This is a genomic window from Salinimicrobium profundisediminis (genome assembly GCF_026241755.1).
In the GTDB taxonomy this organism is placed as follows: domain Bacteria; phylum Bacteroidota; class Bacteroidia; order Flavobacteriales; family Flavobacteriaceae; genus Salinimicrobium; species Salinimicrobium profundisediminis.
This window is the reverse complement of the sequence record NZ_JAPJDA010000003.1, coordinates 41696-60091: the sequence shown is the minus strand read 5'-3', so window position 1 is coordinate 60091 and position 18396 is coordinate 41696. Positions and strand designations below refer to the sequence as shown.

Annotated in this window: 18 protein-coding genes; 11 read left to right on the top strand and 7 right to left on the bottom strand. The window is 41.2% G+C overall.

The genetic code is table 11. The features are described 5' to 3' along the window. Positions 1–93 precede the first annotated feature (93 nt). The 7 genes from OQ279_RS02605 (at position 94) to OQ279_RS02575 (ending at position 9933) form a co-directional block, all read left to right on the top strand. Entirely contained in the window at positions 94–279 is a 186-nt protein-coding gene (locus OQ279_RS02605; RefSeq protein ID WP_266068231.1) for a hypothetical protein, read from the top strand. A 284-nt stretch (positions 280–563) separates the two neighbouring features. Beyond that, on the top strand, positions 564–1055 hold the full coding sequence (locus tag OQ279_RS02600) for a DUF4402 domain-containing protein (protein WP_266068230.1): 492 nt from the start codon (positions 564–566) through the stop codon (positions 1053–1055). A gap of 101 nt (positions 1056–1156) precedes the next feature. Then, the gene (locus OQ279_RS02595; RefSeq protein WP_266068229.1) at positions 1157–1651 is read left to right on the top strand and encodes a DUF4402 domain-containing protein; all 495 of its coding nucleotides are present in this window, start codon (positions 1157–1159) and stop codon (positions 1649–1651) included. A gap of 80 nt (positions 1652–1731) precedes the next feature. Next, positions 1732–2547, top strand: coding sequence for a fimbrial biogenesis chaperone (locus tag OQ279_RS02590; RefSeq protein WP_266068228.1), 816 nt, complete (start codon positions 1732–1734; stop codon positions 2545–2547). Between the two features lie 44 nt (positions 2548–2591). Continuing rightward, positions 2592–6842, top strand: a complete 4251-nt coding sequence (locus tag OQ279_RS02585; protein WP_266068227.1) for a DUF8693 domain-containing protein — start codon at positions 2592–2594, stop codon at positions 6840–6842. Between the two features lie 3 nt (positions 6843–6845). After that, positions 6846–7349: a DUF4402 domain-containing protein gene (locus tag OQ279_RS02580; RefSeq protein ID WP_266068226.1), complete on the top strand. Its 504-nt coding sequence runs from the start codon at positions 6846–6848 to the stop codon at positions 7347–7349. A gap of 13 nt (positions 7350–7362) precedes the next feature. Then, positions 7363–9933, top strand: a complete 2571-nt coding sequence (locus OQ279_RS02575) for a hypothetical protein (protein WP_266068225.1) — start codon at positions 7363–7365, stop codon at positions 9931–9933. Positions 9934–10212: 279 nt separating this feature from the next. On the opposite strand, the gene OQ279_RS02570 is transcribed toward OQ279_RS02575, so the two are convergent. After that, on the bottom strand, positions 10213–10725 hold the full coding sequence (locus tag OQ279_RS02570) for a GreA/GreB family elongation factor (RefSeq protein WP_266068224.1): 513 nt from the start codon (positions 10723–10725) through the stop codon (positions 10213–10215). A 75-nt stretch (positions 10726–10800) separates the two neighbouring features. Here OQ279_RS02570 and OQ279_RS02565 point away from each other — a divergent pair, with 75 nt between their 5' ends. Further along, the gene (locus OQ279_RS02565; RefSeq protein WP_266068223.1) at positions 10801–12045 is read left to right on the top strand and encodes a glycosyltransferase; all 1245 of its coding nucleotides are present in this window, start codon (positions 10801–10803) and stop codon (positions 12043–12045) included. 48 nt (positions 12046–12093) lie between these two features. On the opposite strand, the gene OQ279_RS02560 is transcribed toward OQ279_RS02565, so the two are convergent. Then, the gene (locus OQ279_RS02560; protein WP_266068222.1) at positions 12094–13422 is read right to left on the bottom strand and encodes an aspartate kinase; all 1329 of its coding nucleotides are present in this window, start codon (positions 13420–13422) and stop codon (positions 12094–12096) included. A gap of 98 nt (positions 13423–13520) precedes the next feature. Here OQ279_RS02560 and OQ279_RS02555 point away from each other — a divergent pair, with 98 nt between their 5' ends. Further along, the gene (locus tag OQ279_RS02555; protein ID WP_266068221.1) at positions 13521–14168 is read left to right on the top strand and encodes a hypothetical protein; all 648 of its coding nucleotides are present in this window, start codon (positions 13521–13523) and stop codon (positions 14166–14168) included. On the opposite strand, the gene OQ279_RS02550 is transcribed toward OQ279_RS02555, so the two are convergent. Next, positions 14169–14999 (bottom strand): SMP-30/gluconolactonase/LRE family protein, encoded by an 831-nt coding sequence (locus tag OQ279_RS02550; protein ID WP_266068220.1) that lies wholly within the window; start codon positions 14997–14999, stop codon positions 14169–14171. A 123-nt stretch (positions 15000–15122) separates the two neighbouring features. On the opposite strand from OQ279_RS02550, the gene OQ279_RS02545 reads away from it, so the two are divergent. Beyond that, entirely contained in the window at positions 15123–15257 is a 135-nt protein-coding gene (locus tag OQ279_RS02545; RefSeq protein WP_255702456.1) for a hypothetical protein, read from the top strand. Between the two features lie 11 nt (positions 15258–15268). Here the strand turns inward: OQ279_RS02545 and OQ279_RS02540 are convergent, their stop codons facing one another. The 3 genes from OQ279_RS02540 to OQ279_RS02530 all read right to left on the bottom strand — a co-directional run bounded on the left by OQ279_RS02540 (position 15269) and on the right by OQ279_RS02530 (position 17197). Then, positions 15269–15901, bottom strand: a complete 633-nt coding sequence (locus OQ279_RS02540; protein WP_266068219.1) for a CPBP family intramembrane glutamic endopeptidase — start codon at positions 15899–15901, stop codon at positions 15269–15271. 67 nt (positions 15902–15968) lie between these two features. Then, on the bottom strand, positions 15969–16736 hold the full coding sequence (locus OQ279_RS02535) for a phosphatase PAP2 family protein (RefSeq protein WP_266068218.1): 768 nt from the start codon (positions 16734–16736) through the stop codon (positions 15969–15971). An 11-nt stretch (positions 16737–16747) separates the two neighbouring features. Continuing rightward, a complete protein-coding gene (locus OQ279_RS02530; RefSeq protein ID WP_266068217.1) occupies positions 16748–17197 on the bottom strand; it encodes a 3D domain-containing protein in 450 nt (149 codons plus the stop codon). Positions 17198–17486: 289 nt separating this feature from the next. On the opposite strand from OQ279_RS02530, the gene OQ279_RS02525 reads away from it, so the two are divergent. Next, entirely contained in the window at positions 17487–17915 is a 429-nt protein-coding gene (locus OQ279_RS02525) for an FKBP-type peptidyl-prolyl cis-trans isomerase (RefSeq protein ID WP_266068216.1), read from the top strand. A 96-nt stretch (positions 17916–18011) separates the two neighbouring features. Here OQ279_RS02525 and OQ279_RS02520 read toward each other — a convergent pair whose 3' ends face one another. Beyond that, positions 18012–18362, bottom strand: coding sequence for a 4Fe-4S dicluster domain-containing protein (locus OQ279_RS02520; RefSeq protein ID WP_266068215.1), 351 nt, complete (start codon positions 18360–18362; stop codon positions 18012–18014). Positions 18363–18396: the final 34 nt, after the last annotated feature.

Below are 18396 nucleotides of genomic sequence, written 5' to 3'. Positions count from 1 at the left end.
ATTTACTGCATCTTTGTATTGATCTATAGTTATTGTATATAGATCACAATCCCTACTTACATAATCCCTACACATAGATTGAGCCGGTTTGGCTTGATCAACTATGCTATTGCGTCAAAAGAAAAAGAGATTATTAAGTATATCTATCCAAAAGTGAAACATTTATCCAAACAATCGATCGGGAACATTGCCAGAACAGTTTTTTATACCATTATAATAGTAGTGACTGTAATTCTGGTCCAGGTGGTAATTGATGTGACCTACGCAAATCAACTTTAAACAGATTTGGGCTAAAACATCCAAATACAACTCATATATCAAATTTTGTGGAAAACACTTATTAATTTTCTGATTTTCAGAATAATAAAGTGTTTTAAGCCGCTAAACAGACGCTTTGAAGCTTTAAATCTTAAACATGATCAGGATCATATTAAGTGTATTTCAACGAGTTTCTGTCGCTGTCATCGAGTTTTTTTGTAGGAGCTTTCTTTAGGGTGTACGTTTGCATCGTTAAATAAATGAAACCCCAAATTAAATTTATAATACCCAAAAAAACCTACATCATGAAAAAAATTACTTTTATTTTATTCGCTCTTATTACTGGAACTACTTTCGCTCAAAATGCAGCTACTGATAGTGGAACTGCGACAGTTAATGCTGAGATAGTTAGTCCTATTTCCATCACTGATGGAACTGACTTAAATTTTGGACGAATTATTGGAAATACAGCTGGAGGTACAGTGACTGTTGCAGCAGATAATGAAAGAACAGCAAGTAATGATGAGCTTTTAGCTCCTAGTACAGATGTTCAGGCAGCTTCTTTTACAGTAAAAGCTGCAAATGGTTACAATTATAAAATCACCATTCCTTCAATTAAATTGACTGGAGCTGGAGATGAAATGCCAGTGGAATTCACTAGTAGCTTAGGTAACACTAATGTTCAGGGAAGCGGAGCAGATCAAACATTGAATGTTGGAGGTGAAATAACTGTAAATTCTAGCCAGGCTGAAGGAGATTATACTGGAACAGTTGAAGTTACCGTAGCTTACGAATAAGACAACAACATATATAGTTTATAAAAACGCCGCCCTTGTGGCGGCGTTTTTTCATTATAAGGATAAGGTTAATAACAAAGTATCTGCTTTTACAGACACAAATGAACAGAATAGTTTTTATATTATTTCTTTTACTGTTGTCTTCCCAGGCTTTTAGTCAGGCATCGGCTTCTGCGAAAGTCACGAGCAGGGCTACGGTTATTGATCCTATCCAAATCGACAAGACTGTAGATCTTGATTTTGGAAATGTAGTAAGCGCCTACACCCCCGGAAGTGTTGTTTTATCTCCCGATGGTTCAAGAACGGCTCAGGGAGTGCAGATATCGAGCAATTTTCCCGGTACTGTAAATCCGGCAGAGGCAGTGGTTACCCATGGTAATAACAATTACGCTATTACACTACCTGAATCTTTTATCTTATATAACAGCCAAAACCCCGATCAGCAACTCTCCATTAGCAACTTTGTGGTTCTACCTGATGAAGGCACAATTTCGGACGTTATAAAAATTGGAGCAACCTTGCATCTAGAGGCCAATCAGGCATCCGGTTTCTATACCAACTCCTCCGGGTTTAATGTAACGGTTTCCTATAATTAATTTTAGGGATTCCTTAACTTTCTTGTCTCCTTTTACTTACATTTGTTGCAGGTAAAATTTTTCAACAAAATTCCACCCGCATGAAGATAAAATTACATTCAACTTTACTCCTACTTTCTCTTTTTTTACTTCCTCAAAACTTTTTTGCACAGGGAGATCTAATGATCATGCCTAAAAGGCTGGTTTTTGACGGGTCTCAAAGATCTCAGGAGATCAATCTTGCGAATACGGGAAGTGATACTGCTGTTTATGCAGTTTCTTTCGTTAACTACAACATGACTGAAAGTGGTAGCTTTGAGCAGGTGGAAACACCTATGGAAGGTCAGCGTTTTGCTGAAGGTTTTCTCAGGTACTTTCCACGACAAATCACTTTAGCTCCCAACGAAGCCCAAACCATACGAGTGCAGCTCACCCGCACCGGAAACCTGGAACAGGGAGAATATCGTTCTCACATGTATTTTAGAGCTGTAGAAGAACAAACTGCCCTGGGAACAGAAGAAGATGCAGAAAGCGAAGGGATTTCCATTAATATCAAAACCGTCTTTGGAATTAGTATTCCTATTATAATTCAGCAGGGAGAATCTACCACTCAACTGGATATAACTAATATTCAATTCGAAAAAGACGCTGAAACTCCACAGCTATCATTGGTATTAAACCGCAGCGGAAATATGTCGGTTTACGGCAATATTAAAGTAGATCATGTTTCCTTAAAAGGAAAGGCTACAGAGATAGGAATGGTAAAAGGCGTCTCTGTCTATACGCCCAACGCTAAAAGGAACTTTTCTTTTGAATTACGAAATGCAGGAGAAGTTGATTTGAGCCAGGGAAAACTGGAAGTTTCCTATTTTGAAGAAGATGGGAAAGCGCTCGCAAAAAAGGAATATGAGCTGTAAAATAACTTTGATACTCCTGTAAAATAAAATTTTTCTCTGCTATAATGAATACATCGGCTCCCCCTGTTCGCATTTTGTTCTTATGCCTGTTCATGCTGGGGAGTTATTTGGTGCAGGGACAGAGCATTAGTAAACCCATTGTGTCAGGTTCGCCTGTGTGTAGCAATCAATTAGAAGTGACTTTCGATGCTACAAAAGCCATTATTTTTGGAAATTTCGATTCAAATACTAATTATTACATAGAGTTACAAAAGTCAGGAACCATTGTTTATAGTACCCTGTTTAAATCGGATAAAACTACAAGTTTATTTGGAGAATGGACTATTAGTTTAAGTACGAAAATTACTCCTCCTACTGCATTTCCTCCTGGTTCAGGTTATACAATAGGTGTTCGATCTACAAATCCTGACGTACCTTCAGTAGCTTCTGATCCTTTCACTATTTATGCCGGACCTATATCTCCTGCCATTGGCAGCATTTCACAACCAACATGTACAACATCAACAGGAAGTGTTATATTGAATGGCTTACCGTCGACAGGAAGCTGGACAATAACTGAATCTCCAGGGGGGCTAACAAAGACAGGGACAGGTACCAGCACAACTTTCACAGGCCTTACATCCGGCACCCATACTTTTAAAGTTACAAGTGCTAATGGGTGTATCTCTTCTGTTTCGGCTAATGTTGTTATTGATCCACCACCTACAGTACCTGCTGCACCTGCCGTTGGACAAATCACACAACCCACCTGTACATCAGCTACAGGTAGTGTAGCTTTGAGCGGTTTACCTTCAGGAAACTGGACAATAACCGAATCACCAGGCGGATTAACAAAAACCGGAATAGGTACAAGTACAACTTTTACCGGACTAAGTGCCGGCACGCATATATTTACAGTGACCAATGAAACTGGTTGTACTTCTCCGGCTTCAGCAAATGTGGCTATTGACACACCTCCTAACCCTCCTGCACCAATAGTGTCCTCTGTAATTCAGCCTACATGTTCAACAGCCACAGGTAGCGTAACCCTAAGCGGTTTGCCTTCAGGAAACTGGACTATTAATCCTGGAGAAATTACAGGATCGGGTCCTACCAAAACCATTACCGGCCTTAGCCCCGGCAATTATACTTTCACTGTTGATGTACCAAAAACCACAACTGGTTTAAAAGCAGAATATTTTAACAATAGGTATCTCTCAGGTACTCCATCTCTAACACGTACAGATGCTACTGTTAATTTTGACTGGGGAAGTGGGAATCCTGGTTCACCAATTAATAGCGATAATTTTTCGGTAAAGTGGTCGGGGCAAATTCAACCATTATACAGCGAAAATTATACCTTTAAAACAAGAAGTGATGACGGAATCATATTAAAGGTAAATGGTGAATTAATCTTTGAAAATTGGACAGATCATTCAGCCTCTTTTAATGAGGGTAAAATAAGACTTACTGCTGGTGTAAAATATGATATTGTTCTGGAGTACTATGAAAAGGGTGGCAATGCAGTAGCTCAACTTTACTGGTCCAGTAGAAGGCAGGAAGAACAAATCGTACCACAATCGCAATTATTTTCTGATACCGGAAAATGCACCTCCTTTTCTTCAGAACCTGTTGTAATTAACCCACAACCAGCAACGCCTGCCGCACCTGTAGTAGGATCTGTTACCCAACCTACCTGTACATCAGCAACTGGCAGTGTAAGTTTAAGCGGCTTACCTTCAGGATCATGGATCATTAATCCGGGAGGAATTACGGGTTCGGGAACTAATAAAACAATAACCGGACTCGTACCCGGTAACTATAATTATACCGTTACAAATTCAAGTGGATGTGTGTCTTCTGCTACAGCAAATGTTGTTATTAATCCACAACCTTTAAGTATATCTAATAATAGCATTAATTATTCAGGAGAAACACGTAATATTTGTTCAGCCAGTACTGCTTCTCAAATACATGGTTCACAACCTACAGGAGGAAGTGGCACTTATTTATATTTGTGGGAAAGTAGTATTTCAGGTCCCGATGAAGGATTTGAAGAGGCATCAGGAACAAATACTAACCTGAATTACATTCCAGGAACTCTAACGCAAACTACCTGGTTTAGAAGAATTGTAAATTCCGGGGTATGTGGGGCAAGTACCTCAAATGTTATAAAGGTAAGTGTTAACCCGCTTCCCAAATTGACTCCAACCAGTGGAGATACTACCATTTGTTTAGGACAAACAGTAAACCTGAGTGGAAAACTTTCAGGAACAGCACCATGGATGGTAAGAGGAACTATTAATGGAGCAGCATTTTCGGTCTCCTCGCCTTCTGCTTCTCTTTCCTATCCTTTCTCTCCTACTGTAAGCACTACGGTAAAAATAACCAGCATCACCGATGCCAATGGCTGTACCAATAATGAGGTGCATTCAATTACCATAAGCGTGTCACAAGAAAATGTGTGGACCGGTGCCGAAGATACTAACTGGAACAACAAAGCCAACTGGAGCTGTAATACGCTACCAACTTTGAAGACAGACGTCCTTATTCCCAATGGACTCCAAAATTACCCTAAGGTAAATACCGGGCAGAATGCACTTGCCCGAAAACTTACCATTGAGTCTGGGGCTTCTGTATTTATCAATGGTAACTGGATAAGAATGGCCGGAGACCTGGTAAATTCCGGAGTTTTTAACGTAGAGAATGGCAGCGTCTCGTTTGAAGGTGCTAATACTCAGCAGATTCCTTCAGCAGCTTTTCTTAATGATAATGTTCTCAATCTAAATATTAAAAATCCCGCGGGTGTGACCTCCAATGCAAACATCAGGATCCTAAATTCTTTGAAGGTAGAGCAGGGTATTTTTAATACCGGTAATAACTTGCTGCTGATTTCTAACGAAGCAGGAACGGCATATATTGACGGTAGTGGTACAGGTACTGTTACGGGTAGCGTGAGTATGCAACGTTACCTCTCAAATGCCTTTGGTTACAAATATTTCAGTACGCCTTTTCAAAATACATCAGTAGAAGATCTGGCTGCAAATTTCGAACTTCAGGATGCCACAACCGGATTTCCACATCTTTATCAATACCTGGAAAATAGACAAGACGGTTCGGGCAATGATCTTACAGGCTGGGAGAAATATCTGGATGCTACTTCCGTGATCAATGCCGGATTTGGCTATGCAATTAATCCGAAGGGAAATGCAGTATCTTTGACCCTGCAACTTTCGGGAACGGTTAATAATGGAGCTGTAACTGTAGACCTTGAAAACAACGATGGGACCTACACCAATGGCTTTAATTTAGTCGGCAACCCCTACCCTTCTCCTATTGACTGGAATTTGATTGTGGGCAGTCTCAACGGCATAGACAATGCAATTCACTTTTTTACCGCTGGAAGTGACGACAGGTATACCGGCACTTACACTTCATACATAGATGGTATCTCTACAGATGGGCGTTCGTCTAGTGTCATTCCTTCAATGCAGGGCTTTTTTGTGAGGGTGAGTGATCCTGCCAATGGCGTTTATCCCGCAACAGCAAGCTTGCAGTTCAAAAATGCTTATAGAGTAGGCAATCAATCAGAACCGAACTATTACAGGGCAAAAAATAAAGCTGAAGTACCTCAAATCAAATTAATGGCTGGTTTTAAAGGAGAGGAAATGGCAGATGCCACGGTGATCTATTTTAGACATGGCGCAACCACAGGATTTGAAAAGGAAATGGATGCCCAAAAACTTCTGAATACTGCCGTTAATGTTCCCAGTGTTTACAGCTTAACCGCACTTCAGGAAAAACTTTCTATAAATGCAGTTTCGGGCACTTCTATGGAAACTATGGAAATTCCGTTGGGAATTTCAGCAGAAAGATCGGGTGAGATGAGCCTTTCTCTTGCTGAAACCAACAATCTTTTTCCTTCTGTTTATATTTACCTGAAAGATATCAAGAAGAATGTCCTAAAAGACCTTGAGAAAGATGGCGATTACACTTTCACCTCTCAAAAAGGGCAAATTAACGACCGGTTTGTGCTAATGTTTTCTTCGGAAAAATTATCGCCTGTACAAATGGAACTTGCGATGGAAGATTTTACCGTGTACACCAAAAATGAGCAGGTATTGGTACGCCTGAATTTGCCTAATAATGCTGAAGGAAAAGTGATTCTTAGCAGCATGGCAGGCCAGGTACTTCAAAGCAAAAGAGGCTCGGGCAAAGATGTGCTTACCTTTAGTGGTATGGCAGCCGGAATTTACCTGGTGACGCTCAAAACTGAACAAGAAAGCCAAACCAAAAAAGTAATCTTTAAAGAGTAGAAAATGACGGGAAAAAGCTTCTTCTTATTCATTTGCTTCAGCCTGCTGATTATCCCCTTTCACAAAGCAGCTGCCCAGGAGCATCCGCCTATTCCCGTTAGTGTAGAGGTGCGAAATGCCCAGGGGCTTAACTTTGGGTCTTTTATTGTGGGAAATGCCGGTGGTAACGTCATCCTCACTCCAAACGGCGATCGTTCGGCCGATACCGATGTGTATTTACTAAATCTGGGAAGCAGCCCTCATTATGCCATTTTTGACGTCTATGCCAATCCGGGAACACTTCTGCAAATTCAACCTGTAAGTAAAGTGTTACTTTCGGGACCCGCGGGCAGCAACGTCACCTTAAATATTGATCCGTTTTTTGATATCAGTACTGGCCAAACTTTTATTACCACCACCAATCCTCACGAAGTTATTGTAGGCGGAAAATTGAATATCCCTAGTGGTGAGGCCGGCCCGGCAGGAAATTACAACGGTACTTTTACCCTCACCTTCATTCACGAATAGCAAGCCAACCACGATGCTTTCTCCTTTTCGTCTTTCTCTTTCTGAAGTTTTGAAGTTGTGGCTAACGCTCATGTTATTCCTGAGCCTTGGCACCGCATTCGCACAAGAAGATTATCCCGATTACGACGAACTTTCGGTAGAAATGAACATTCCCAGGTTGGGCACCTATGAAATTCCTATCGCGATAAAGGGGGAAGATGCATTTTTGCCGGTTACCACGCTGTTTGAAATTCTAAACATCAAGCACGAAATCGATGGAGGTATTCTAAGCGGATTCATCATTCACCCCGATTCTACCTATACTATTAACTGGGAGCAGCCACAAATCACATATAAAGGAGAGAGCTTCAGGCTCTCCAAAAATGACGTTTTGATCACTCCTTCCGTAAAGTATCTCAAATCAAATTACTTCGGAAGCATATTTGGCCTCGATACCCAGTTTTCCTTCCGAAGCCTTTCTCTAAAACTTGAAACAGACAAGGAGCTACCGGTGATGAAGGAAATGCGCCTTCAAAAAATGAGAGAGAATCTTGATCGGGTAAAGGGCGTGGTAGTTCCAGATACGCTTATCCCTGCCCGCTATCCCTTTTTTAAACCCGGTACTTTAGACTGGGGAGTGGTGACTACTCAGCAAACCAACTTTGAGAATGACAATCGCCTTACGTTGGGGCTGGGCACCATGTTTCTTGGTGGGGAAACCAATCTTATGCTTAATTATTCCAGCAGGCTGCCGTTTTCATCACGTAACCAGTTTTACCAGTGGCGCTATGTAAATACCGATAACAAGTACCTGTCTCAGGTCACCGCCGGGAGGATCTTTAGCCGGGCCACTTCTTCCCTTTTTGCCCCGGTTTCGGGGGTGCAATTCACCAATAGTCCGCTTCAAAACCGCAGGTCTTTTGGTACTTATTTGCTCAGTGATTACACTGAACCGCGATGGACGGTTGAATTATATGTAAACAATGTGCTCGTATCATTTACAGAAGCCGATGCTTCGGGGTTTTACAGTTTTGAAGTTCCGCTCATGTATGGCAATACCGCTGTGAGTCTGCGGTTTTATGGCCCGTGGGGAGAAGAAAGGACCGAAGACCGGGTGATTAACATCCCTTACAATTTTGTACCTAAAAATGAGCTGGAATATACCCTTAGCGCCGGGGTAGTAGAAAGTGACGACTGGAACCGCTTTAGCCGCCTTAACCTCAATTATGGGTTAAATAACGCCATAACTATTGGCGGCGGGGTAGAATATCTTTCGGAAGTAGAAAGTGGCGAAGTAATGCCGTTTGTCAACTCTTCAGCAAGAATTGCTTCAGGCCTGCTGTTCTCTGGAGAATATATGTATGGTGTAAAAGGAGAGGCTTTATTGAGCTATCAGTCTCCGCGCAACTTCCAGGTAGATTTGAATTATATCAATTACAACGAAGATCAAACGGCAGTAAATTTCAATTACCTGGAAGAAAGAAAACTCAGCTTCTCTACGCCTATTCGCACAAAACATTTTTCTTTGTTTAGTCGTTTTAGTGTGAACCAGATCATAATGCCAACAACCGAGTTCACCACTGCACAGCTCCTGTTATCGGGAGCGGTTTTTGGCGTAAGCACCAACTTTACCTCTTATGGCCTGTATAACGACAGGATGAAGGAGCCTACTATTTACAGCTCTTTATCTCAAACTTATCGCATGCCCTATAAGTTCCTGTTGTCTCCCCAACTTCAGTATGACTTTAGCCGCGACAGGTTCAATAACCTGATCGTTGAACTGGAACGGCCTATGTTCAAACAAGGCTTTCTTAACCTCGCTTACGAAAATAATTTTTTGAGGAATGCCCACATCTTTGAAGTAGGCTTGCGCTATGCTTTTAATTTTGCTCAAACTTCGGCCACTTCACGGATAGGGAACAGAAATTCTTCTTTCGTACAATCAGCCAGGGGTAGCCTCATGCTCGATGACAATACCGGCTATATCGCGGCCAGTAACCGTACCGCCATGTCTCGTGCAGCAGTGAGCATCATTCCCTTTCTCGACTTCAACCAAAACGGGATTAAAGATCCTATGGAACCGGGAGTGGCCGGGCTTGAACTTAAAAACCGCAGCGGCAGGGTGAGTTATAACGACGATGAAACGGTATTGCGAATCACCGAGCTGCAGCCTTATATCGACCTTATGATTGAACTCGATCCTCTTAGTCTCGACAATATCGCCTGGAAGATCCCAAATCCTAAGATCCTGGTGAAGACGCAGCCCAACCACTTCAAAGAGATTTATGTGCCGGTACAGGTCATGGGTGAAGTTGGTGGTATGGTCTACTTCAAAAACGGCAATTCCCTTCGCGGACAGGGCCGTATACTTATAAACATCATCGATGCAAACGGAAATAAAGCTGCGGAATTATTAAGTGAGGGTGACGGATATTTCAGCTACCTGGGTCTTGCTCCCGGAAAATATACTGCTGAAATTGATGCACAACAGCTCGAAACCCTCAACTATAAAGCGGCTCCCGACAAAATTGACTTTGAGATCGAAGTTGATGAATACGGCGATATTGAAGACACGCTGGAATTCATCCTCTCTCCTGCCGAATAATTATTTTTCTGAAAAACCGGAAATCTTAGGGTGTCAAAAATGGCATTTTAGGAAGGTAATTTTCACCAAAGTTTTGGATAAACCTTTCTGAAGAGAACTTAGTTTACGCATAAGTGATGTTGATGATCTCAAGTTCCTGCATCGCACCACCCGTTTGCCCCTGCGCCTTCTCGCCCACTTTTTTTCCGGTCAGTAAAAGTATAAAAGCTGTCAAAAATGGCATTTTAGGAAGGGATTTTTTACCAGAATTGTGGATAAACTTTCAGAGGAGAATTTAATTTACGCGTAAATGATGTTGATAATCTCAAGTTCCTGCATCGCACCACCCATTTGCACCTGCGCCTTCTCGCCCACCTTTTTTCCAGTCAGTGCCCGCGCAAGGGGTGCCAAAAATGCTATTTTTCGCTGTTTAATATCTGCTTCATCTACTCCCACAACGGTAAAAACCTGCTCTTTGCCCTGTAGCGGACCTGTTAGCGGCTTAAAAGTGACCGTAGCACCAAATCTCACTTCACTTTCTGGTTGGTCCTGTGGTTCCAGGATCCTTGCAGAAGCAAGCCGCTCGTTTAGCAGGTTTAATTTTCCGTCAATCACTGCTTTGGCGTGGCGCCGCTCTTTATCGCTACTTATATCAAGGCCTTTTCTCTCATTTTCGAGGGATTCCCGCTCTTCCAGGAGCTGTTTGTGGCCTTGTGGCGTCACGTAGTTGGTCACTCCCGCAGGCAAAGATGCTCTTGGGGGTATAAACGGTGCTTCTTCCTGGTCTTCTTCTTTTACAAATCCGCGGCTCATTGTTCTGTTTTTCTTAAAGGTCACAAATTAGCGGCACAATTCAAAAAGTCTATTAAAACCTGTTAATTTTGGAGCATGTCACAAAAACACCTTTTAGTCATTGGCTACGTTTGGCCCGAACCAAAATCCTCGGCTGCGGGCGCCAGAATGATGCAGTTGCTGGAATTTTTTATTGCTGAAGGTTATGCTGTAACCTTTGCTACCACGGCTGCAAAAACCGATTTTATGGCCGATCTTTCTTCCTTTGGAATAGCTTCGGAAAAAATTGAACTCAACAACAAGAGCTTCGACGCATTTATTTCAAAAATATCCCCTGAAATTGTCATTTTTGACAGGTTTATGATGGAAGAACAGTTTGGCTGGAGGGTGGCTGAAGTATGTCCTGAAGCCCTAAGGATCCTCGATACCGAAGATCTGCACTTTTTACGCAAGGCAAGGCAGAAAGCCACAAAAACCGGAAAAGACCTCTCTCTTTCAGCGTTATTTACAGAGGTGGCAAAAAGGGAAATTGCCAGTATCTATAGATGTGATCTAAGCCTTATCATTTCAGAAGCAGAGATGGATCTACTTCAACATACTTTTGGAGTGCCACAGCAGCTATTGCTGTATTTGCCATTTATGCTGAAACAGATTTCCGAAGAAAAGAAAGCGGATCTTCATCAATTTCAGGAACGGCAGGACTTTGTGAGCATCGGGAATTTTCTTCATGAACCCAACCGGGATGCTGTAGTTCGCTTAAAAACTGAAATATGGCCACTGATCAGAAATAAATTGAAGGAAGCAAAAATCCACATTTTTGGGGCCTATATTCCGCAGCAAATCCTGGAATTCCATAACGACAAAGAAGGCTTTATTGTACATGGGCGGGCAACTTCAGCAAAGACAGAAATTAAGAAAGCGCGGGTTCTCCTGGCTCCTATAAGGTTTGGAGCGGGTATAAAAGGGAAATTTACAGATGCCATGCAGGTGGGAACGCCTACGGTCACCACCTCTGTTGGTGCCGAAAGCATGGCCGGAGAGCTTCCCTGGAACGGCTTTATAAGCGATGACCCTTCAAAATTTGCCAATGCAGCCGTCAGTCTTCATGAAAACGAGATCATTTGGCAAGAAGCACAGGAAAAAGGGTTCAGGATCTTAAATGAAAAATTTTCAGAAGAACAACATCGCAGCCGGTTTAAAGAAAAGCTTCAGGAGTTAAAAGCCAGACTTCAGCAGCATAGAAATTCAAATTTTACGGGGCTCATGCTACAGCATCATTCTTTGAGCAGCACAAAATACCTTTCAAAATACATAGAGGCCAAAAATAGGAGTCGCCCGTAAACGGGCGACTCCTTCCAAACAAATAAACTAACAACTCGAAGTGAGCGACTAGGTTACTTTTAATGTCTTTTCTTCAAAAAGCTTTTGATGCAAAAGCTGTAACGCCCTGACTTTGTTCTGCGTATCTACAAGCAGCGAAATGTTGTTGCTACTACCGCCGTAGGAGATCATCCTTACAGGAAGATCATTAAGTATTTCGAACAGCCTGAAGGTCTCGTGGTCATTGATCACGCCCTCTCCTACAACACAAATAATGCTGTGATTTGAATCTACGGTGATCTCGCCGTATTCGTCGAGTTCAGAAAGGATCTTATCCAGGTTTATGGGATTGTCTATGGTAAGGGAAATCGCGATTTCTGAAGTCGTGATCATGTCTATAGACGTCTCATGCTTGTCAAAGACATCAAAGATCTTTCTTAAAAAACCATGAGCCATAAGCATACGGTTAGACTTGATCTTGATGGCTGTGATACCGTCTTTTGCAGAAATAGCTTTAAGACCTACAGTATGGTATTCATCTGAAATACAGGTTCCTGGCGCATCAGGGGTAAAGGTATTTTTCAAATAAATGGGAATGCCTTTTTCCTTTACCGGAGAAACCGTTTGTGGATGAAGGATCTTTGCGCCAAAATAGGCCAGCTCGGCAGCTTCTTCAAAAGTAAGGTTGGTGAGAGCCGAAGTCTCGGGCACGTAACGCGGATCATTATTGTGAAATCCGTCAATATCGGTCCAGATCTGCACTTCGGTAGCATTTACAGCAGCCCCAATAATGGTCGCTGTGTAATCACTTCCTCCCCGGTTTAGCGTGCTTATGTTCCTGTTGCGATCAATTCTAACGAAGCCCTGGGTTACATAAATTTCATTGGTAACTTCCCTTTGCAGGCTTTGCCTGATAAGTTTTTGAACAGTAGCAATCTCTGGATTCTCCACATTTGAGATATGCATGAAGTTCTTGGCATCCAGGAGGGTATTAAACACGCTCTCTTCTTCAAGGTAATGCGAGAAAATAAGGCTCAAAAATGTTTCCCCAAATGTGACGATAACAGCATCTGAAAAAGGGCTTTGCTGAAGCGCCTCTTCGAGTTGTTCATACAACTCAAGGAATTGATTTTCGGCCATGCGTTTTGCTTCATGAGAAACTATAAGCTCTTCAATAAGCTGCAGGTGTTTTAGTTTAAGTTCCAGCAGGATGGCTTCGGCCTCTTCAGGCTTACCATTCTTCATGGTTTCACATAATTCTACCAGCATATTGGTGACCCCAGACATTGCTGAGACCACGATAATCTTCCGGCCTTTTTGACCCTGAATAATATTTTTTACATTGCGAATGCTTTCCGCAGAGCCGACAGAAGTCCCTCCAAATTTTAATACTTTCATATCTTAACTTCAGACTGCATAATTAATAGATGGAAAAGGCAGATTAAAAAAAATGACTTCTTTTTCATATCTTTGTACAAATTGTATATTATTTAACAATGAAAACCATAAGTACCTGTGTCCATGACATCATAAAACATCAGCCTTTTTTGGATGATGCCCTTGCCCGTAACATCATTAACTTCAGTTCTCTGGCTGCCGATTTGCAGCCGCAGGTGGAAAAAGAAATGAGAAAACCGGTAAAGCAGGGTTCTATAATTATGGCACTACGGCGGTACCACCCCAAAAGGAGCAAGTTTACTACCAAAAATTTCAGGGAACTGGGCGACATGATAGTGCGTTCGGGGATCACGGAATACACCTACCTGAACTCTCAAAACATTATTGCACGAAAAGCTGAGTTGCTACACGCTATTAAAGATCAAACCGGGATATTTCTGAATTACTCAAGTAACTTCCAGGAAAGTAATTTTTTGGTGTCTACGAGCCTGCAGCCGGTGATTGAGAAGATCTTTAAAGAAGAACAACTGGTGAGTATCTCTGAAGAACTTTCTTCTATCACCATTGCCCTGCCCGAAAAGAACACGAAGACTGTAGGACTTTATTTCTATATTTTTAAGCTGCTGGCTTATGAAGGAATTCCTGTCTATGAAATTATTTCTACGTCTAACTATTTCACAATTTTCTTAGAGAAGGAATATGTAAATCAGGCATTTTTGCTGATGAACGAGATAAAAACCTCCTGATCATTTCATGTTGTAGATCCACACTTCATTCTGATGGTTCATTGGGAGATACATTTTTTTGTCATTTTTGAGATATAATATATCTCCCGAGCTTTTTTCTGAAGTAAACTCCTTCGTGAGATTTCCTTGCATATCTATACTATAGATGTTGCCCGTTGCCCAATCTGAGATATAATATGTTCCGGTAGCTGCGGATTGTATTCCATCCATATTACCGATTCCGTTTCCAGTTATTTTACTGATCTCTTTCGTGCCACGATCTACTTTCAAAATATTACCATTCTGGTTTTCGCCCCAGGAAGCAACCAGGATATTATCTGGTGTTACAAATAGACCGTTAGGTCTCTCCAGGTCGGTGTTGTTAAGCCACTGCTCTACCTCCCCGGCTTGATTCATCTTATATATGCTGTTCCCGACAAGATCTGAAAAAAAGATATTTCCTTCTTCATCTATTGCTGGATCATTCAGCGATTTTGCGCCTTCCACAGGGATTCGTCTTATGATCTCTCCTGTATGCAGATCCATTTCAACAATATTGGTTACGTCGGTTACATAGAGTCGGTCGCCGTTAATAAGAAGTCCTTTAGGGTCATTTAGTCCTGTGATCCAATTGTGTTCCTGTTCCTGCCATTTCCTGGAGATCCTTGAAATGAATCCGTCACCTTCTGCTTTGTCGGCCATATTCGAAACATAAAAATATGCCGTTCCTTCATCAAAGATTATTGATTCGGGATGGCTGAATCCTGTTAATTTAATTTCGGGAGTTTTGTTCTGTTCCTGTGCTGTCGCGGTGATTCCGAAAAGAAGCAACAATAATAAGAAATGTCTCATCTTTTTCTTTTCAAGATAGTGATTTTTGTTTTTATACATTTAAACAGCAGGTCGCTAAAAATTTCTTAAACATGACATTGTAAAGTAGGTATCCTATTACTTTTAATTAAAATATGAATTGGTATGAGAAAGATCATTAGAGCCCTGTTGGCAGGATGGGGAGCAAAAAAACTGGGAGGAAAGACCGGATGTGGATGTTTTGGAACTATAATAGTGTTTATTATCTTATGGTGGCTCCTTTCAAACCTTGGGATCTAAGCCCTTTTTTTCTACTGAAAAAAGTAACCAAACCCAATGGTGAACATGATTAGCCCATATAAATAATGTTCCAGGCTCACGTTAAGCAGGCTTCGTGTTTGGTAGTAGTTATAGATAAAGATCCAGCCGGCTAAAAAGGTCGCGATGGGTGCTACCCAGTTGGCATAGATAAAATGTGCCAGGCCAAATACAATGGCATTACTGAGCATTAAAAGGTATTTTTCGGGTACTACTTCATGATACCTGTGAAAAAAATACACCCGGTAAATGATCTCCTGCGGAAAAACTGATGCCAGGGGATATAAAAAGAAGGTAATTACGTAGCTCTGGAAATTCTCTACAGGATATACTAAAAATAACTCCGGAAAGATCCAGAAAGTAAACCACACCAGGAGTATGGTGATAATGATCATCCTGCCAAAACTCTTACCTAGATATTTTGTGTTGAATCTGGTAAGTACCTTCCTGTCAAAAGTGGGGTCTTTGAGTAGTAGAAATAGAAACAATAGCGCGATGAGCACCAGGGGAATGATCTTGTACCACCCGTCAAGAAAGGCGGTGGCCAGGAAGGGAAAAAAGACGTAAAAAACAATAAACTCTGCCACCATGTAGGGTGTAGAATTGTATATGATCTTTGGGCTCATTTAGAGATGGAATGAAAGAGAGAAAAACTGAGGTGAAAATAATAATCCTAATCAAATTAAAAATCAATCACCCGGTTTCAAGATTTTCCTCTTCTTCAGCTTTATTTCTGCGCATCTTTTTTTGGCGTAAAAGGTCTATAATATTGAAAAGGATAACACAAAAAGCCACCCATATAAGTCCGGCTACAAAACCTCCAATAACATCGGAAGGAAAATGTACCCCAAGATATATTCTGCTTAGACCAATAAGAAAGACAAGGGAAGTGAATAATACGGCCAGGAATACCCGAAGTACCCTGCTCATTTTAATTTGAAATACCAGGTACGTAAGGAAACCGTAAAAAGCCATTGCACTCATGGCATGGCCGCTAGGATAGCTAAGGGTTTCTACTACCACCATATGCTCAATAGTGGGACGGGCACGGTCAAAAGCTTTCTTTAAAGCAATATTGGCCAGGGCTGATAATATAAGCACCCCTAAAAGCTGAAATATGAATTTCTTGTTCCGGAGTTTGAAAAAAAAGAAAATAGCGGCAATGGTAGTGGCGACTATATAGGCATAGACATCACCGAGATCGGTCACGAATTGAAAAAATTGATTTAAAGCGGGAGTTCTAAAGGAAGTCACATAGTCTGTAACCCGGCTGTCAAAGTGATCTATGGTTTCACCCTGCACTTCTTCGGTCAATTCAACAAAGAGGTTTGTACCAAGAACGAAGATAAGAAAAGCAATAAAAATTAAGAGGTAAAATGGAAAATCCGGATTACTCCTGGTAACATGTTTTTTAAAAAATTCAACAAATTCATTGATGTACTTTTTTGTTACCTGTACCATTAGAGTTGTTTTTATCCTCCCGGCTCATCTTTGGCGGGAAAAGCGATTTCTACTTTTCTTCTACCCCACTTAAGGGCCTTTTCTTTATTGGCCCCCATATAAATGTCAATCTTATTTCTCCATCTTGGGTGCATTTTGTCGTTCACTATAAATACCCCTTCAAAACCTTCAATTTTTACTGGAGTTTTATAATCGAGCCCTTTTTTCATAAGGTCTCTTGACACAGCTATAGACTGTACCCCGGGGTTTAGCGTATCTCCCCATGCAGTGATCATAGGGTTTCCTTCCCCCTGTTTCCCTAACGAGTTATAGGCCGAGGCTGTCACTGTTATTTTCTGCCAGTCATCAAAATTCAACTTTTCATCTTCAATTTCCTCACAGCTTCCCAGCGCAACCATCATCGTAACAGGCAGCAACAAGAACTTTAAAATAAGCTTTACAGAGAACATAGTTACCAACATAATAAAAATTAAGGCATTAAACAATTTAAGGCTTCAGTCTTAACCCTCTTTTAAGAGAGATTTTAAAATTAAGTATCTAAACTCATTTTTTTGCTGATTATTTTCAGCTACTGCACATTTTTTTCAGAAGAAAAGGACTAAAAGGCTGTTTCTTTGGTCGTCCATCTTATTAATGGTATCTTTGTTTTTTTGAAATGAGTTATTCCTCAGCACTGTAAAGGTCCTTCCTTTTTATTTTCTGTTTAATTTCCATTTCCCGAATATTTAATTGAAAAAATAAACATTTATTATGAGTCAGGTTAAAGCAAATGACACTGTAAGAGTACACTACACCGGAAAACTTACCGATGGCCAGGTTTTCGACAGTTCTTTGGAAAGAGAACCAATCGAATTTACCATGGGACAGGGACAGTTAATTCCCGGGTTTGAGAATGGTTTGCTCGACATGAAAGTGAGTGAAAAGAAAACAATTGAGATTCCTTCTGAAGAAGCTTATGGTGCTCCAAGGGAAGAATTGATTCAGGAAGTTGACAAAAGCCAGTTACCTGACGAAATTAAGCCGGAACCAGGAATGGGACTTGTTTCTAAAAGCCCTGATGGCCGTGAAATGAATCTTGTTGTGAAAGAAGTAAAAGAGAATTCTATTGTTGTAGATGGAAACCATCCACTGGCAGGGAAAGATCTTATCTTTGATCTTGAAGTAGTAGAGATCAAATAATCACCTTTCTATTAGAAATAAAAAAAGCCTGCATATTGCGGGCTTTTTTGTTTTTAAAAAGTCTTTCTTCCAGACTCTTTCTCGATTGTTTAAAAATCAATCGTGGTGCATAAATTTTTGCTTTGCCATAAGGTGCTCCTGTGATTCTTCATTAGCAGGATCGGGCACACAACAATCTACCGGGCACACAGCCGCACATTGAGGTTCATCGTGAAAACCAACACACTCGGTACATTTATCGGGTACTATATAATATATCTCATCGCTAAGCGGTTCATTTGCTTCATTGGCGTTTGCTGCCTTACCACTGGGTAAAACAACGTCTCCGTTAAGATCTGTTCCGTCTGCATACCTCCAGTCATCTGCACCTTCATAAATAGCCGTGTTTGGGCATTCAGGTTCACAAGCGCCACAGTTAATGCATTCGTCGGTTATAATAATTGCCATAGCTTATTTTTGTTCTAAATTTGCACAAATTTAA

Bases quoted from the DNA above. Each gene is read 5' to 3' on its own strand.
- OQ279_RS02600 (WP_266068230.1), top strand. From the start codon at position 564: ATGAAAAAAATTACTTTTATTTTATTCGCTCTTATTACTGGAACTACT.
- OQ279_RS02595 (WP_266068229.1), top strand. From the start codon at position 1,157: ATGAACAGAATAGTTTTTATATTATTTCTTTTACTGTTGTCTTCCCAG.
- OQ279_RS02590 (WP_266068228.1), top strand. From the start codon at position 1,732: ATGAAGATAAAATTACATTCAACTTTACTCCTACTTTCTCTTTTTTTA.
- OQ279_RS02585 (WP_266068227.1), top strand. From the start codon at position 2,592: ATGAATACATCGGCTCCCCCTGTTCGCATTTTGTTCTTATGCCTGTTC.
- OQ279_RS02580 (WP_266068226.1), top strand. From the start codon at position 6,846: ATGACGGGAAAAAGCTTCTTCTTATTCATTTGCTTCAGCCTGCTGATT.
- OQ279_RS02575 (WP_266068225.1), top strand. From the start codon at position 7,363: ATGCTTTCTCCTTTTCGTCTTTCTCTTTCTGAAGTTTTGAAGTTGTGG.
- OQ279_RS02570 (WP_266068224.1), bottom strand. From the start codon at position 10,725: ATGAGCCGCGGATTTGTAAAAGAAGAAGACCAGGAAGAAGCACCGTTT.
- OQ279_RS02565 (WP_266068223.1), top strand. From the start codon at position 10,801: ATGTCACAAAAACACCTTTTAGTCATTGGCTACGTTTGGCCCGAACCA.
- OQ279_RS02560 (WP_266068222.1), bottom strand. From the start codon at position 13,422: ATGAAAGTATTAAAATTTGGAGGGACTTCTGTCGGCTCTGCGGAAAGC.
- OQ279_RS02555 (WP_266068221.1), top strand. From the start codon at position 13,521: ATGAAAACCATAAGTACCTGTGTCCATGACATCATAAAACATCAGCCT.
- OQ279_RS02550 (WP_266068220.1), bottom strand. From the start codon at position 14,999: ATGAGACATTTCTTATTATTGTTGCTTCTTTTCGGAATCACCGCGACA.
- OQ279_RS02545 (WP_255702456.1), top strand. From the start codon at position 15,123: ATGAGAAAGATCATTAGAGCCCTGTTGGCAGGATGGGGAGCAAAAAAA.
- OQ279_RS02540 (WP_266068219.1), bottom strand. From the start codon at position 15,901: ATGAGCCCAAAGATCATATACAATTCTACACCCTACATGGTGGCAGAG.
- OQ279_RS02535 (WP_266068218.1), bottom strand. From the start codon at position 16,736: ATGGTACAGGTAACAAAAAAGTACATCAATGAATTTGTTGAATTTTTT.
- OQ279_RS02530 (WP_266068217.1), bottom strand. From the start codon at position 17,197: ATGTTGGTAACTATGTTCTCTGTAAAGCTTATTTTAAAGTTCTTGTTG.
- OQ279_RS02525 (WP_266068216.1), top strand. From the start codon at position 17,487: ATGAGTCAGGTTAAAGCAAATGACACTGTAAGAGTACACTACACCGGA.
- OQ279_RS02520 (WP_266068215.1), bottom strand. From the start codon at position 18,362: ATGGCAATTATTATAACCGACGAATGCATTAACTGTGGCGCTTGTGAA.